The organism is Lutibacter oceani, from assembly GCF_003384935.1.
Taxonomy (GTDB): Bacteria; Bacteroidota; Bacteroidia; order Flavobacteriales; family Flavobacteriaceae; genus Lutibacter; species Lutibacter oceani.
On sequence record NZ_QTTQ01000010.1, the window covers coordinates 154488 to 170814 of the forward strand.

General features: G+C 30.5%; 14 protein-coding genes. 7 read left to right on the top strand and 7 right to left on the bottom strand.

The annotated features are described in order from the left end of the window. Positions 1-164: 164 nt before the first annotated feature. The 4 genes from dnaB to bshA all read left to right on the top strand — a co-directional run bounded on the left by dnaB (position 165) and on the right by bshA (position 5243). Complete coding sequence (gene dnaB / locus BX611_RS06200) at positions 165-1682, top strand: replicative DNA helicase (RefSeq protein ID WP_115879275.1); 1518 nt, start codon at positions 165-167, stop codon at positions 1680-1682. A gap of 33 nt (positions 1683-1715) precedes the next feature. After that, positions 1716-2978, top strand: coding sequence for an asparagine synthetase B (locus tag BX611_RS06205; RefSeq protein ID WP_115880451.1), 1263 nt, complete (start codon positions 1716-1718; stop codon positions 2976-2978). 97 nt (positions 2979-3075) lie between these two features. Then, positions 3076-3921 (top strand): transketolase, encoded by an 846-nt coding sequence (locus BX611_RS06210; RefSeq protein WP_115879277.1) that lies wholly within the window; start codon positions 3076-3078, stop codon positions 3919-3921. A gap of 188 nt (positions 3922-4109) precedes the next feature. Continuing rightward, positions 4110-5243, top strand: a complete 1134-nt coding sequence (gene bshA, locus BX611_RS06215) for an N-acetyl-alpha-D-glucosaminyl L-malate synthase BshA (protein ID WP_115879279.1) — start codon at positions 4110-4112, stop codon at positions 5241-5243. Here the strand turns inward: bshA and aroB are convergent. Next, positions 5240-6307 (bottom strand): 3-dehydroquinate synthase, encoded by a 1068-nt coding sequence (gene aroB / locus BX611_RS06220; RefSeq protein ID WP_115879281.1) that lies wholly within the window; start codon positions 6305-6307, stop codon positions 5240-5242. The two genes, bshA and aroB, sit on opposite strands and share 4 nt — an antisense overlap. Before the next feature lie 86 nt (positions 6308-6393). On the opposite strand from aroB, the gene BX611_RS06225 reads away from it, so the two are divergent. Continuing rightward, positions 6394-7560: a proline dehydrogenase family protein gene (locus tag BX611_RS06225; RefSeq protein WP_115879283.1), complete on the top strand. Its 1167-nt coding sequence runs from the start codon at positions 6394-6396 to the stop codon at positions 7558-7560. Between the two features lie 83 nt (positions 7561-7643). On the opposite strand, the gene BX611_RS06230 is transcribed toward BX611_RS06225, so the two are convergent. From BX611_RS06230 to BX611_RS06240, 3 genes are read right to left on the bottom strand one after another with little or no spacing between them, the layout of a single operon-like run. Continuing rightward, complete coding sequence (locus BX611_RS06230; protein ID WP_115879285.1) at positions 7644-8525, bottom strand: 3-hydroxyacyl-CoA dehydrogenase family protein; 882 nt, start codon at positions 8523-8525, stop codon at positions 7644-7646. Positions 8526-8536: 11 nt separating this feature from the next. Beyond that, positions 8537-9313, bottom strand: coding sequence for a PhzF family phenazine biosynthesis protein (locus BX611_RS06235; RefSeq protein WP_115879287.1), 777 nt, complete (start codon positions 9311-9313; stop codon positions 8537-8539). 1 nt (position 9314) lies between these two features. Next, positions 9315-10274 carry a Gfo/Idh/MocA family protein gene (locus BX611_RS06240; protein ID WP_115880453.1) on the bottom strand — a complete coding sequence of 320 codons (960 nt, stop codon included), beginning with the start codon at positions 10272-10274 and terminating at the stop codon, positions 9315-9317. A gap of 86 nt (positions 10275-10360) precedes the next feature. Here BX611_RS06240 and BX611_RS06245 point away from each other — a divergent pair, with 86 nt between their 5' ends. Both BX611_RS06245 and BX611_RS06250 read left to right on the top strand, forming a co-directional pair. Further along, entirely contained in the window at positions 10361-11002 is a 642-nt protein-coding gene (locus tag BX611_RS06245) for a protein-L-isoaspartate(D-aspartate) O-methyltransferase (protein WP_115879289.1), read from the top strand. Between the two features lie 3 nt (positions 11003-11005). Further along, positions 11006-12172 carry an acyloxyacyl hydrolase gene (locus BX611_RS06250; RefSeq protein WP_115879291.1) on the top strand — a complete coding sequence of 389 codons (1167 nt, stop codon included), beginning with the start codon at positions 11006-11008 and terminating at the stop codon, positions 12170-12172. Positions 12173-12182: 10 nt separating this feature from the next. Here the strand turns inward: BX611_RS06250 and BX611_RS06255 are convergent, their stop codons facing one another. The 3 genes from BX611_RS06255 to ppdK all read right to left on the bottom strand — a co-directional run bounded on the left by BX611_RS06255 (position 12183) and on the right by ppdK (position 16267). Next, positions 12183-12710, bottom strand: a complete 528-nt coding sequence (locus BX611_RS06255; RefSeq protein WP_115879293.1) for a KdsC family phosphatase — start codon at positions 12708-12710, stop codon at positions 12183-12185. Then, on the bottom strand, positions 12694-13455 hold the full coding sequence (locus BX611_RS06260; protein ID WP_115879295.1) for a Rossmann-like and DUF2520 domain-containing protein: 762 nt from the start codon (positions 13453-13455) through the stop codon (positions 12694-12696). Before BX611_RS06260 ends, BX611_RS06255 begins: the two co-directional genes overlap by 17 nt. 82 nt (positions 13456-13537) lie before the next feature. Continuing rightward, entirely contained in the window at positions 13538-16267 is a 2730-nt protein-coding gene (gene ppdK / locus BX611_RS06265) for a pyruvate, phosphate dikinase (RefSeq protein ID WP_115879297.1), read from the bottom strand. Between the last annotated feature and the right edge of the window lie 60 nt (positions 16268-16327).

Sequence of the window (16327 nt, forward strand, 5' to 3'; positions counted from 1 at the left end):
TGTTCAAAAAATAAATTTAAAATTTACATTATACTTTGTCTATTAAAAATTACATTTGCTTTTATCAAAAAAATAATCAAAATTTCATAATTTTATTTTATTAAAAATAGTTTTTTGAAATTTTAAGATTGTATATTTAAATCAATAAAATTACCTATAGTCCTGTGAAAAATTTACAACCAGTACCAGCTAAAAAATTTAAAAAAAGTGCAGTAATAAGTCTTGAAAAAGGTAAGTTACCACCGCAAGCACTTGATTTAGAGGAAGCTGTATTAGGAGCTATGATGATAGATAAAAAAGGTGTTGATGATGTAATTGACATTTTGCATCCAGAAGTTTTTTATAAAGAAACACATCAACATATTTATGAAGCTATTTATACATTGTTTCAAAATTCAGAACCAACAGATTTATTAACAGTTGCAAATCAATTACGTAAAACTGGTAATTTAGAATTAGTAGGTGGTGATTTTTATTTGGTAGGTTTAACACAGAAAGTATCTTCTTCAGCGCATATAGAATTTCACGCACGTATTATTCTTCAAAAATATATTCAACGTAAATTAATTTCAATTTCTGCAGAAATTATTGAAGAAGCTTATGATGAAACCGTTGATGTATTTGATTTGTTAGATGATGCTGAAACAAAACTTTTTGAAGTAACTCAAGGAAACCTTAAAAAAGGGTCTGAAGACGCCCAAGGGCTTGTTAGTCAGGCAATAAAAAAAATTCAGGAAATATCCAACAAACAGGGGATGAGTGGTGTTGCAACAGGTTTTAATCGTTTAGATGAGTTAACATCTGGATGGCAACCATCAGATTTAGTGATTTTAGCTGCGCGTCCTGGTATGGGAAAAACAGCATTTGTAATGTCTATGGCAAAAAATATGGCTATTGATTTTGATACGCCTGTTGCCATATTTTCATTAGAAATGTCATCAGTTCAGTTAATTACGCGTATGATTTCCAGTGAAACTGGAATTTCTTCTGGGAAGTTAAGAAAAGGAAATTTAGAACCACACGAATGGGAACAACTTAACGTTAAGGTAAAAAACTTATCAAAAGCACCTATTTTTATTGATGATACACCATCATTATCAATTTTTGATTTACGTGCAAAAGCGCGCCGTTTAGCATCGCAACACGGTATAAAAGTTATTGTAATTGATTATTTACAATTAATGACTGCTGGTAGTTCTTCTGGAGGAAATCGTGAACAAGAAATTTCAACCATTTCACGTAACTTAAAAGCACTCGCAAAAGAATTGGCTATTCCGGTTATTGCACTTTCTCAGTTATCCAGGGCAGTTGAAACGCGTGGTGGAAGTAAACGTCCATTATTATCCGATTTACGTGAATCTGGTGCAATTGAACAAGATGCTGACATTGTTTCCTTTATTTTTAGACCGGAATACTATGGTTTAACTGAATGGGATGATGAAGAAAGAACACCTTGTGAAGGACAAGCCGAATTTATTGTTGCAAAACATAGAAATGGTGGTTTAGAAAATATCAGGTTAAAATTTACTGGTCATTTAGCACAATTCAGCAATTTAGATGAGGATTTTGGAAACGAATTCCATTCTAAAATGAACAGTGCAATTTCTGCAGGAAATATGACCAGCCCACAAGATGCTTTTGGTGCACCAGATAATTTAGATGATGGTGATGTACCATTCTAAAACTTATAATATTTGAGAAAATTAAACGTATACATTTTCAAAAAAATAATAGTAATAATTGTATTGCTATGTACATCTTCAATATATGCATCTTTTATATTGATTCCTATGGATGCAATTACCCAAACAAATCATTTAAAAGCTTATGGAATAACCTATTGGTCACTTCAAAAAGGAAATACAGCAAAATGGTTATTAAATTATGAAGGTGGTTCTTTTTTATTGGAAGATAATGAAGCAACCAGAAATGAATGTAAAATTAGAGGTGTTACATACCAGGTAATTTCAGATACGCAAGCGGAAATTATTTTAGAAGAAATTAGTAGCCCTTCAAAAAATATGGAAGCTGTTTTACTTGAAAAAGCTCCAAAAATTGCAGTTTATTCACCAAAAGATAAAATGCCTTGGGATGATGCCGTAACAATGGTTTTAACTTATGCGGAAATTCCTTTTGATGTAGTTTATGATGAAGAAGTATTGGATGAAAAGCTATTGTTGTATGAGTGGTTACATTTACATCATGAAGATTTTACAGGGCAGTTTGGTAAATTTTATGGTTCATACCGAACAGCACCTTGGTATATTGAACAAAAAAAATCGGCTGAACAACTAGCAACCAAATTGGGCTACTCAAAAGTATCACAAGAAAAATTAGCAGTTTCATTAAAAATTAGAGACTTTGTAATTGGAGGAGGATTTATGTTTGCAATGTGCTCAGCTACGGATAGTTTTGATATTGCCTTAGCCGCTGAAGGAGTGGATATTTGTGAATCAATGTTTGATGGTGATCCTTCGGAAATTGATTATCAAAATAAAATAGATTTTAATAAAACCTTTGCTTTTAAAGATTTTACTCTAGTTAGAAATCCTGTAGAATATGAGTTTTCTTCAATTGATATGACTAGAAAAAGGCAACAAATTAAGCGTACAGCAGATTATTTTTCATTGAAAGAATATTCAGCAAAATGGGATCCAATTCCAACAATGTTATGTCAAAACCACACCCAATTGGTAAAGGGTTTCATGGGGCAAACAACCTCTTTTGATAGAGATGAAGTAAAGTCTAATGTGCTGGTAATGGGAGAGGTAACAGCTAACAGGGAAGCGCGTTATATCCACGGAGTAAAAGGAAAAGGAATGTTTACTTTTTACGGGGGTCACGATCCTGAAGATTATCAGCATAGAGTAGGTGACCCAAAAACAGAATTGGATTTACACCCAAATTCTCCAGGATACCGTTTAATATTAAATAATGTATTATTTCCTGCAGCAAAAAAGAAAAAACAAAAAACATAATAGTTGTTAATAACACACTAAAAACTTTATTAAAAAAAGTTATTGTTCCATAGCTCTAAAGTAGTATTTTTGCCCTTTAAATAAATAAATAATTAAGATGTCAACTACACAACAACTGCAAGATTTTGCACAACAAGTAAGAAGAGATATAGTTAGAATGGTACATGCTGTAAAATCTGGACATCCAGGTGGTTCTTTAGGATGTAATGAATTTTTAACTGTTCTGTTTCAAGAGGTAATGGAATATTCTACAGATTTTAAAATGGATGGAATTAATGAAGATTTGTTCTTTTTATCAAACGGACATATTTCACCAGTATATTATAGTGTTTTGGCAAGAAGTGGATATTTTCCAGTAAAGGAGCTAGCTACTTTTAGAATCTTAAATACTCGTTTACAAGGGCATCCAACTACACACGAAGGCTTACCTGGTGTTAGAATTGCTTCTGGATCTTTAGGTCAAGGTATGAGTGTTGCTTTAGGAGCAGCACAAGCTAAAAAATTAAACGGCGATACTAAATTAGTTTATTCTTTACACGGTGATGGTGAATTACAAGAAGGACAAAATTGGGAAGCTATAATGTATGCTGCTGGTAAAAATGTTGATAATTATATTGCTACTATTGATTATAATGGACAACAAATTGATGGTTCAACCGATCAGGTAATGCCAATGGGAGATTTAAAAGCTAAATTTGAAGCTTTTGGATGGATTGTTTTAGATATTGAAAAGGGAAATGACATTGAAAGTATTAAAAATGGATTAGCAGAAGCTAAATCTCTTACCGGACAAGGAAAACCTGTTTGTATTTTATTACACTCTGAAATGGGTAATGGTATAGATTTTATGATGCACACACACGCTTGGCATGGTAAAGCTCCAAGTGACGAACAATTAGAAGAAGCGCTTAGACAAAACCCTGAAACTTTAGGAGATTATTAATAATTAATGTTTATTATTTATTTAAACGTCTAATTGTTAGCTAGTTTAGTTTATAAAAAGATTTGAAAACCTCTTTCTTAAAATTTGAAAGAGGTTTTTTTATGATATATTTATAATTTTCAGTTCAGTTTATTGTAAGATTACTTTTATATTTACGTCTGTTCAATTATACATTTTAAAATTATTAAATGAAAATAGGAATTGTTTGTTATCCAACTTTTGGGGGAAGTGGAGTAGTAGCTACTGAATTAGGAATGGCATTGGCTCAAAAAGGGCATCACGTACATTTTATAACGTATAAACAGCCCGTTCGATTGGATTTTATTTCAAACGATATTCATTTTCATGAAGTTTTTGTAGAAGAATATCCTTTATTTCAATTTCAACCTTATGAATTAGCTTTATCAAGTAAAATGGTTGAAGTTGTTCAAATGTACAATTTAGAGATTTTACATGTTCATTATGCAATTCCACACGCATATGCTGCCTATATGGCAAAACAAATGCTGAAAGAAAAAGGGATTGACATTAAGGTTGTTACAACTTTACACGGAACAGATATCACGTTGGTTGGAAGTCATCCAAACTATAAAACAGCCGTTGAATTTAGCATTAATAATTCTGATGTAGTTACAACTGTTTCTGAAAGTTTAAAAAAGGATACCTTACGCTTATTTAATATTAGAAAAGAAATTCATGTAATTCATAATTTTATTGATTTTGAAAAATATCCACAAATAGAAGCACCTGAATGTCAAAGAAGTTCAATTGCAAAGGAGAATGAACGGATAATTACTCATGTTAGTAATTTACGCCCTGTTAAAAGAGCAGCTGATGTAATTGATATTTTTTATAAAATTCAAAAAAAAATACCATCAAAGTTGTTATTAGTTGGTGAAGGTCCAGATAGAGAACATATTGAGTGTCAGGCAAAAGATTTAGGAATATTAGATAAAATTCTTTTTTTAGGAAATAGCAATGAAGTTAATAAACTACTGTGTTATTCCGATTTATTTTTGTTGCCTTCAGAAACCGAAAGTTTTGGATTGGCCGCATTGGAAGCAATGGCTGCAAGAACTCCTGTTATATCAACAAATTCAGGTGGTTTACCAGAAGTTAATATAAATGGTGTTACTGGATTTTTAAGCAATGTTGGTGACACCGATGATATGGCTAAAAACGCAATTTATATTTTAGAAAGTGACGAACGGTTGCAGCAATTTAAAGAAAATGCGTTAAACCAAGCAAAACAGTTTAGTTTACAAAATGTGTTACCTGCATATAAAGAAGTATATAAAGAAGTTTTAGTAGGTTGTTGTTAAGAGTTATAAAAGTTTAAAGCTTCAATAAGTAAGTCTTTTTCAACTTTGCAATCTAATTTAAACATTTCAAAATCAGTTAGTAAAACAAAATTTACACGTCCGCCTACATTTTTTTTATCGTGAATTAATAATTCTATAATTGGGTTGTAATCAGATGTCTCAATCAACGTTTTACCGTATATTTCAATAATAAGTTTTTTAATTTCTTTTAACTTTTCAGAAGGAAAATTCAATAGTTTTTCTGAAATATAAGTTTCAGTAATCATTCCTATTGCAATGGCTTCACCATGAGTTAAATTTTCTTTGGAATCAGATTCTAAAAAATACGATTCAATTGCATGTCCTAAAGTATGTCCGAAGTTCAAAATTTTTCTTAATCCGTTTTCTTTAGGATCTTCAGTAACAACTTCATTTTTTATTTCAATTGATCTATGAATTAATGAACTTATATTTTTGGTATTAAGCTCATTAAAGCTGTTTATGTTATCCCATAGTTTAATGTCGTAAGATAAACCGTATTTAATAATTTCAGCCAATCCTGAACGAATTTCACGTTCAGTTACTGTATCTAAATAATGTGTATCAATAAGTACCATTTCAGGATCAGAAAACAATCCAATTTGATTTTTTAAAACTCCTAAATCAACTCCTGTTTTTCCGCCTACAGAAGCATCAACCATACTTAATAAAGTGGTAGGAATATTTATAAAAGCAATACCACGCTTAAAACAAGAAGCAACAAAACCTCCTAAATCGGTAATAACACCACCACCTAAATTAATGAGTAAACTTTTTCTATCAGCACCTAATTCTGTAAGCGCATGCCAAACGCCTGAACAAGTATCTAAATTTTTATTTTCCTCACCAGATTCAATTTCAATAATTTCAATATCTACAGTAGTTTCAAGAGTTTCCATTAAAATTGGTAAACAATGTTCATGGGTGTTTTCATCAACCAATACAAAAATCTTAGAAGGTGTATTTGAAGCTATGTATTCGTTCAATTTTGAATAAGCATCTTCTTGAAAGTTTACGTAGTAATTATTGGATAATATAGGTGTCATTTTGGATAATATTTTTGTGCAAATTAAAGGCAAAAATATGAGAAAATAAACTGTTTGTAATTATCTTTGATTAAATATATTGTACAATGGAAAATTTATTTGATAATACAGAAGTTGCTTTTGCAATTAAATCAAATTCAGAACTAGATAGAGCGTATTATTTGTTTGAAATGATAAAGCGCGAACCACTTGTTAAAATTGGTACAGCAGTTACCAAATTTGCCTTAAAAACACATTTACCTGTAGAAGGAATTATTAGAGCAACTGTTTTTGATCATTTTTGTGGTGGAGTAACAGAAAAAGATTGTATGCCTGTAATAGATAAAATGTATACCAAAAATGTACATTCCGTTTTAGACTATTCCGCTGAAGGAAAAGAAATTGAAGAGCAGTTTGATTTAGCAATGGAAAAAACATTAAACACCATTAAATTTGGTACTGAAAAGCCTAGTATTCCGTTTGCAGTATTTAAACCAACTGGTTTTGGTAAATTTAAAATATATCAAAAAGTTACAGAGGGTAAAAAATTAGATGCTCATGAAGAAGTAGAGTGGAAACGCATTAAAGAAAGGTATGACATTGTTAGTAAAGCTGCTTTTGACAGAAACGTACCCTTATTAATTGATGCTGAAGAAACTTGGATGCAAGAGGCCGCGGATGATTTAATTGAAGATATGATGCGTAAATACAATACAAAAAAAGTAATTGTATTTGGAACTTTACAGCTATACAGATGGGATAGATTGGATTATCTTAAAAAATTACACGAACGTGCTAAAAAAGAAGGCTTTAAAGTTGGTATGAAATTGGTGCGTGGTGCATATATGGAAAAAGAAAGAGAGCGTGCTAAGGAAAAAGGGTATAAAGATCCTATTTGTGTAGATAAAAAAGCTACCGATAAAATGTTTGATGATGTATTGAGATATATGTTTAAAAATATTGATGATATGGCTATTTTTGCAGGAACACATAACGAAGAAAGTAGTTATTTATTAATGGATTTAATTGCAAAATCAGGATTGGATAAAAATGATAAAAGATTGTGGTTTGGTCAACTTTATGGTATGAGTGATCATATAAGCTACAATTTGGCAAAATCTGGCTATAATGTTGCCAAATATTTACCATTTGGACCTGTACGTGATGTAATGCCTTATTTAATTAGACGTGCAGAGGAAAACACTTCAGTAGCAGGACAAACAAGCAGAGAACTAAGGTTATTAAAAGAAGAAAGAGAAAGACGAAAAGTATAATTTCTATTATTCTTAAATATAATGAATAAAAAAATCTAGGCTTTAACCTAGATTTTTTTTATTTTTATAAGACTACTTCTTAGTTATCGTTTTGCAACTTTTTCAGCTTTTTTACTTTCAGAATAATCATAAAAACCTTCACCTGTTTTTACACCAAGTTTGCCAGCTTTTACCATATTTACCAATAAAGGACAAGGAGCGTATTTAGGGTTTTTAAATCCGTCATACATCACATTTAAAATAGAAAGGCAAACATCTAAACCAATAAAATCTGCTAATTGAAGTGGCCCCATTGGATGTGCCATGCCTAATTTCATAACTGTATCTATTTCATAAACTCCGGCAACACCATTATAAAGTGTTTCTATAGCTTCATTTAGCATTGGCATTAAAATTCTGTTTGCTACAAAGCCAGGATAATCATTTACTTCTACAGGAACTTTTTTTAAGTTTTCTGAAAGTTTCATAATTGTTTTGGTAACTTCATCAGAAGTATTAAAACCTCTAATAATTTCAACTAGTTTCATTATTGGAACAGGATTCATAAAATGCATTCCAATAATTTTATCAGGTCTTTTGGTTACAGCAGCAATTTCAGTTATTGAAATTGAGGAAGTATTTGATGCTAAAATTGCCTTATCGGGAGCAGCGTCATCCAATTGCTTAAAAATTTTTAATTTTAAATCTACATTTTCAGTAGCAGCTTCAACCACCAAATCCACATTTTTAACACCTAAAGCAATGGATGTAAAAGTGTTAATATTATTTAATGTTTGTATTTTTATTTCGTCTGTAATTTTTTCCTTAACTAAAAGTCTGTCTAAGTTTTTAGTTATTGTCGCTAATCCTTTTTCTAGGGCTTCTTGCGAAATATCAATTAAATTTACATTATAATTGTTTTGTGCAAATACATGTGCAATACCATTTCCCATGGTTCCTGCTCCAATAACAGCTATATTTTTCATAATTAATTGTTTTATATAATTATTTTACCTTTTAAATAAGTTTTTGCCTGTCCACTCATTTCAACACGTTCATTTAAATAGGTGCACTTTAAAAAGCCACTTCTTTTTGAAAGTTGAATAGCTTCTAAGCTGTTTTTAACTAGCTTTTTAGCCCAGAAAGGAATTAATAAGGTATGTGCCGAACCTGTTACTGGATCTTCATTAATACCAATTTTAGGTGCAAAAAAGCGTGAAACAAAATCTGTTTTTGTTCCTTTTGAAGTTACAATAATACCAGGAGCTTCAAGTTCGGTTAATTTTGAAAAATTTGGTGTTAAATTTTTTACAACTTCTTCATTTTCCAATAAAACTAACAATTTCCATTTTCCTTTAAATGTTTTTAAAATAGAAACATTTAAGGCGTCTTTTAAAATTTGTGGTGTGATAATTTCTTTAATTTCTTCTGAAGGGAAGTTTAAGGTGTACCAATCTACATTTTTTTCAACAGTTAAAATACCGCTTTTTGAACTGAATGTTAAGGTTTTTTCTTTATAATTCAATTCAGTAAAAATTATATGAGCAGCTGCAAGTGTAGCGTGGCCGCACAAATCTATTTCACATGAGGGAGTAAACCATCGAATTTCGAATTGACTTTTATTATTTACAAAAAAAACAGTTTCAGATAAATTATTTTCTTCGGCAATAGCTTGCATTAAATCTTCAGAAATCCATTTTTTTAAAGGGCAAACGGCTGCTGGGTTTCCTTTAAATATTTCATTCGTAAAAGCATCAACCTGGTAAAGTTTCATTTTAAAAATCGTTTATTATCATATGTGCAACACGCAATGCTTCAGTTCCTTGTTCAAGGGTTACAATTGGCGTTGTATTATTTACAATTGCATCGGCAAATGTTTCTAATTCATCTAAAATAGCATTATTAGCTTCAATTTTAGGGTTTTCAAAATAAATCTGTTTTTTTACACCTTCAGCATTTTGTAAAATCATATCAAAATCTCCAGGAGTTTTTGGAGCATCTTTCATTTTTACCACTTCAGTTGCTTTTTCAAAAAAGTCCACAGCTATATAAGCATCTTTTTGAAAGAAACGAGATTTACGCATATTTTTTAATGAAATTCTACTTGCGGTTAAATTGGCTACACAACCGTTTTCAAATTCAATACGGGCATTTGCAATGTCTGGAGTATCACTAATTACTGATACACCACTTGCGTGAACACTTTTTACTTTTGAATTTACGACACTTAATATAACATCAATATCATGAATCATTAAATCTAATACAACAGGGACATCAGTTCCTCGAGGATTAAATTCAGCTAACCTGTGTGCTTCAATAAACATTGGAGTTTTTATAGAATTTTTAACAGCAGTAAAAGCTGGATTAAAACGTTCTACATGTCCAACTTGTCCTTTTACATTATGTTTTTTGGCTAATTTTATAATTGTTTCGGCTTCTTCAACTGTTTTTGTAATTGGTTTTTCAATAAAAATATGTTTGCCTTTTTCAATGGCTTCTTTTGCACAATCAAAATGAGAAAGAGTTGGTGTAACAATATCAATAACATCAACAGCATTAATTAATTCTTGTACTGAATTAAACTTTTTATATCCAAATTCTTCAGAAACTTTATTTGCGTTTTCTTCAATAGGATCAAAAAAACCTACTAATTCATATTTGTCTGATTGATTTAATAATTTTAAGTGAATTTTGCCAAGGTGACCGGCTCCTAATACTCCTGCTTTTAGCATCATAAGAAAGTTTATTTTTATGTAAACAAAAGTAACAATCTTTATGCATTTATTCCTATTTTTAGCATCTCAAATTTAAATTATTAGTGAAAGATACGCACAAACATCAAGGACTTAGAAATCAGTTAGTAAATATAATTGTAAAAAAAGGGATTAAAGATAAAAATGTATTAAAAGCTATTTCAGCAGTACCAAGACACTTATTTATGGATTCAGGTTTTGTTGATTTTGCGTATCAAGACAAAGCTTTTCCAATAGCAGCAGACCAAACAATTTCTCAACCTTATACAGTTGCTTTTCAAACGGAATTATTAGAGGTTAAACCCAACGATTCAATTTTAGAAATTGGTACAGGTTCCGGTTACCAAACAGCTGTATTACTTGAAATGGGAGCTAAAGTTTATACTATTGAACGTCAAAAAGAACTATTTAAAAAAACTAAATTATTTTTACCAAAATTAAATTACAAACCAAAGAAAATTATTTTTGGTGATGGTTATAAAGGGTTGCCTGAAAATGCTCCTTTTAATGGTATTATTGTAACTGCAGGTGCGCCTTTTGTTCCAAAACCATTGTTGGCACAATTAAAAGTAGGAGGGAGATTGGTAATTCCAATTGGTGATGAATTGCAAACAATGACGTTGTTTGTTAGAACAAGTGAAAAAGATTTTGAAAAACATGAATTGGGTGATTTTAAGTTTGTACCTATGTTAAAAGAGCGTAATTAAAAAATGAAAAAAATCCTCATATTTTTCTTTTTAAGTTCGTTCTGTTTTGCTCAAAATAATGAAAAATATGATGCTTTAAATTTTAGTCCTGAATTATTTTTCGGACAAACTTTTCAACCAAACAGCTGGTTTCCAAAATTGAAAAGTCATTATATGTTAGGGTTTAGTTTTGAGAAAAATAATAATATCTTTAAAAATAAGTGGAGTAATACTATAAATTTATCATCTACGGGAGTTGGTTTATATTTTTCCAGTTTAGGAAATCAAGAAGTTGTTGGAAATGCCATTTCTATACTTCCATTTGTTGAAATAAATTTAAACAAAAAAGAATCATTTTCTACCAAATTTGGATTGGGAACATCTTACTTTACTACTCAATACCATCCTGAAAACAACCCGTTAAATACAGCTGTTAGCACCAAACTTACTTGGGCTTTTCAAACTTTTGTTTATTATAAATTTCACTTAAAGAATAAACGAACATTAAAAATTGGTGCAGGATATTTTCATCATTCTAATGGTCATACTCAACTTCCTAATTCAGGTTTAAATACAGCATTAGCAAGTGTTTCTACTAGTTTTAAATTGAATAAAAAGCAATTTAAAGAGAATCATAATTTAACTACTGATTTTAAAAAATACAAGGCATTTTATGCTTTTAGATATGGACAAGGAATCCAAAAATTTATAGACCATGAAAGTACTGTAAAAGCTATTAATGCAATTGAATTTAAAGGAGGTTTTTTTTATAAAGATATATTAAAGTTTAGTGCGGGTATAACATATAATTTTTACCGTCATTACTATGATTATATTAAAGAAAATGAAGTAGATCCCTATTTTGAAAGACCTATTTTAAATGCTTCAAATATTTATTTATCAATTGGTGTGGAAGCCTTGTTTGGAAATATTGGTATAGATTGGGAGGGTGGTTTAAATGTTTATAAACCATTTTATAAAGAGCATTACATTTTACAAGATGAAACATTAAATAATATTTACAAGTTAAAAAAGTTATTTTTAGGGAGGTTAGGTTTAAAATTATACGTGATAAACACTTTAAAAAAACCTAAAAACAATTTTTATATTGGTGCACATATAAAATCTAATTTAAGCCAGGCAGATTTTACTGAATTAAGTATTGGATTTGTGCATAGAATTTTTAAATAGTTAACAGCAGTTAATCATATTTAGCATCAAATTGGCTGTTCCATTTACCTTGAACTTTTAATACTTGCTCAATTACATCACGAACACAACCAAGTCCACCTTTTTTTTGTGAAATATATAAAGAAATATTCTGAATTTCGGAAACAGCATCTTTAGGGCAAGCAGGTAAACCAACCTTTTTCATTACCTGATAATCTGGAATATCATCACCCATAAATAAAATATTTTCAGGGTTTAGATTATTTTCGGCCACATATTCCTCAAATTGTTCCATTTTATTGTGCGTTCCTAAATAAATATCTGTAACTCCTAAATTTTTTAATCTAACACGCACACCTTCATTACTTCCTCCAGAAATTACACATACCTTAAATCCTTGGTTTATGGCCGTTTTAAGAGCGTAACCATCTTTAATATTCATTACTCTTAGTAGTTCACCAGTAGTTGTAATAGTTATGTTTCCATTTGTTAAAACCCCATCTACATCAAACATAAACGTGGTTATTTGTGGCATAATTTCTTTATAGCTTTTTTCCATAGGTGGCATAAATTGATTTTGTTAGCAATGTATAAATTTCTTTTTGATGCTTAGTTAAAATTGTTTTATGATTTTTTATTGTTTTTAAATCGTTTCTTTTTGCAGGTCCTGTTTGAGCTTCAAAAGGAGATAAGGATTCAATTTTAACAGCTGTTTCTTTAATTATAGGTAATAATATTTCGAATGGAATATTATTTTTATCACAAATTTCATTTCCTATATAATATAAATGATTTACAAAATTATTTACAAATACGGCAGCTACATGTAATTTTTTACGTTGTTCAGAATTAATGTAATAGCAACTTTTTGAAATAGTTTTTGCAAGTTTTTCTAATAAAAGTAAGTTGCTTTTTGAATCAGCTTCAATACAAATTGGAATGCTAGAAAAATCTATTTTTTTATCTTTTGAAAATGTTTGTAAAGGGTAAAAAACACCTTTATATGATATAGATTTTAGTTCGTTTAAATTTGCAGCTCCAGAAGTGTGTACAACTAATTTGTTTTTTACATTTAATTGAGCAGAAATTTTAGAAATTGCATCGTCAGAAACAGCAATAATATAAATATCAGCTTCTTTTAACTCTTCTAAATTGTTTGTAATTAAAGTTTTACTTTTCAAATACTCAATTTTAGTAATACTTCTATTATAAACTTGAACCAATTGAATATTTTTAGTATCTAACAAACAATTTGTTAAATGAAATGCCAAATTACCTCCACCAAGCAGTATAACTTTTATCATAATGCGAAGATACTTTAATTGATGTATATAAAAAACCCATCTTTTTAAAAAGATGGGTTTAAATACTAATTAAAAAAACTATTTATGCTTGATTTTTAATTGATGCTTGAGCAGATGCTATACGTGCAATTGGAACTCTAAATGGAGAACAACTTACATAATTCATTCCGGTATTATAACAAAACTCTACTGAACTTGGCTCACCTCCATGTTCACCACAGATACCAACTTTTAAATTTGGTTTTGTACTTCTACCTTTTTCTGTACCCATTTTTACTAACTGGCCAACACCTTCTTGATCTAATACTTCAAAAGGATCTACTTTTAAAATACCTTTTTCAATATAAATTGGTAAGAATTTACCAGCATCATCTCTAGAATAACCAAATGCCATTTGAGTTAAATCATTTGTTCCAAATGAAAAGAATTCAGCTTTAGCAGCTATTAAATCTGCAGTTAAAGCAGCTCTAGGAATTTCAATCATTGTACCTACTAAATATTCAACAGAATCATTGTATTCTTCAAAAACCTTATTTGCAGTATCTCTAATTATTTTTTCTTGCATTTCAAATTCTTGAACTGTACCAATTAAAGGAACCATAATTTCTGGTTTCGCTTCAATTCCTCTTTTCTTTAAGTTTAATGCAGCTTCAATAATTGCTCTTGCTTGCATTTCAGTAATTTCAGGATATGTATTTCCTAATCTACAACCTCTATGGCCAAGCATTGGATTAAATTCTTCTAATTCAACAATTTTACTTTTAACAGCGTCTAAAGAAATATGCATTTCTTCTGCCAATTCTTTTTGTTGTGCTAAAGCGTGAGGTACAAACTCATGTAAAGGTGGATCTAATAAACGAACTGTAACTGGTAGGCCAGCCATTGCTTCAAAAATTCCTTCAAAATCTTCACGTTGCATTGGTAATAATTGATCTAATGCTTGTTTTCTACCTTTTACAGTATCAGATAAAATCATTTCACGCATTGCTTTAATACGATCAACTTCAAAGAACATATGTTCAGTTCTTGTTAAACCAATACCTTGCGCTCCAAAACTACGAGCTACTTTGGCATCTTTTGGAGAATCAGCATTTGTTCTAACTTGCATAGTTGCATATTTGTCTGACAACTCCATTATTTCGGCAAATTCACCGCTTAATTCTGGTTCAATAGTTGCAACTTTTCCTTCAATAATATTTCCTGTAGAACCGTTTAATGAAATCCAGTCACCTTCATGATATTCGTGACCATCAACAGTTAAAGTTCTATTTTTATAGTTGATTTTTAATGCACCAGCTCCAGAAACACAACATTTACCCATACCTCTAGCAACAACAGCTGCGTGAGAAGTCATACCACCACGAGCAGTTAAAATACCTTTAGCGATATTCATACCTTCTAAATCTTCAGGAGAAGTTTCTATACGAACTAAAATACTACTTTTGAATTTTGAAGCCTCATCAGCAAAAAATACAATTTGACCTGTTGCAGCACCAGGAGATGCAGGTAAACCTTGAGCTATTACATTTGAAGTTTTTAATGCTTTAGGGTCAAAAACAGGGTGTAATAATTCATCTAATTTATTTGGTTCAATACGTAGTATTGCTTCTTTTTCATCGATAGAACCTTCTTTTAATTTGTCCATTGCAATTTTAACCATTGCAGAACCAGTACGTTTACCATTTCTAGTTTGTAAAATCCAAAGTTTACCATCTTGCATAGTAAACTCCATATCTTGCATATCTTTATAATGATTTTCTAATTTTTGTTGGTAATCATTTAATTCATTATAAATAGCAGGCATTAATTCTTCAAGTGAAGGATAATTTGCCAACCTGTCTTCTTCTTCAACTTTAGCTAACTCAGCCCAACGTAAAGAACCAATTTTAGTAATTTGTTGTGGAGTTCTTGTTCCAGCAACAACATCTTCACCTTGTGCATTGATTAAATATTCTCCATTAAATAGGTTTTCTCCAGTTCCGGCATCACGCGTAAAACAAACTCCTGTTCCAGAATTGTCACCCATATTTCCATAAACCATAGCTTGAACGTTTACAGCAGTTCCCCATTCAGCAGGATACCCGTTCATATTACGATAATAAATTGCTCTTTCGCTATTCCAACTATTGAAAACTGCTACAACAGCACCCCAAAGTTGATCCCAAGGATTTGTTGGAAAATCATGTCCTGTTCTTTTTTTAACAGCATCTTTAAAATCGTACACTAAATCTTTTAAATCTTGAATTGTAAATTCTGTATCTAATTCAATATTTCTTTTATGTTTAAGAGCCTCCATTATTTCTTCAAATGGATCAATATCTTCTTTAGATTCTGGTTTCATGCCTAAAACAACATCTCCATACATTTGAATAAATCTTCTGTATGAATCCCAAGCAAAACGTTCGTTACCTGTTTTAGCTGCTAAACCTTCAACAACTTCGTCATTTAAACCTAAGTTTAAAACTGTATCCATCATACCTGGCATAGAAACTCTTGCTCCTGAACGAACAGATACTAATAATGGGTTTTCTTTGTCGCCAAATCCTGCGCCCATTATACTTTCAATATTTTCAATAGCTTGTTCTACTTCAGGAACTATCATACCAACTACGGCATCTTTTCCAAGTAAATTATATTCTGTACATACTTCTGTAGTAATTGTGAAGCCAGGAGGAACCGGGATTCCTATTAAACTCATTTCTGCTAAATTAGCACCTTTACCTCCTAAAAGGTTTTTCATTTTGCTATTACCATCCGCTGTTTTATTACCGAATTTGTAAACTCTGGTTTTGACTTCTTGTATCGTCTCCATCTTAATTAAATAATTTATTGTTTATCTTTAGTTTTAATGACAACAAATTTAAGTACAGTA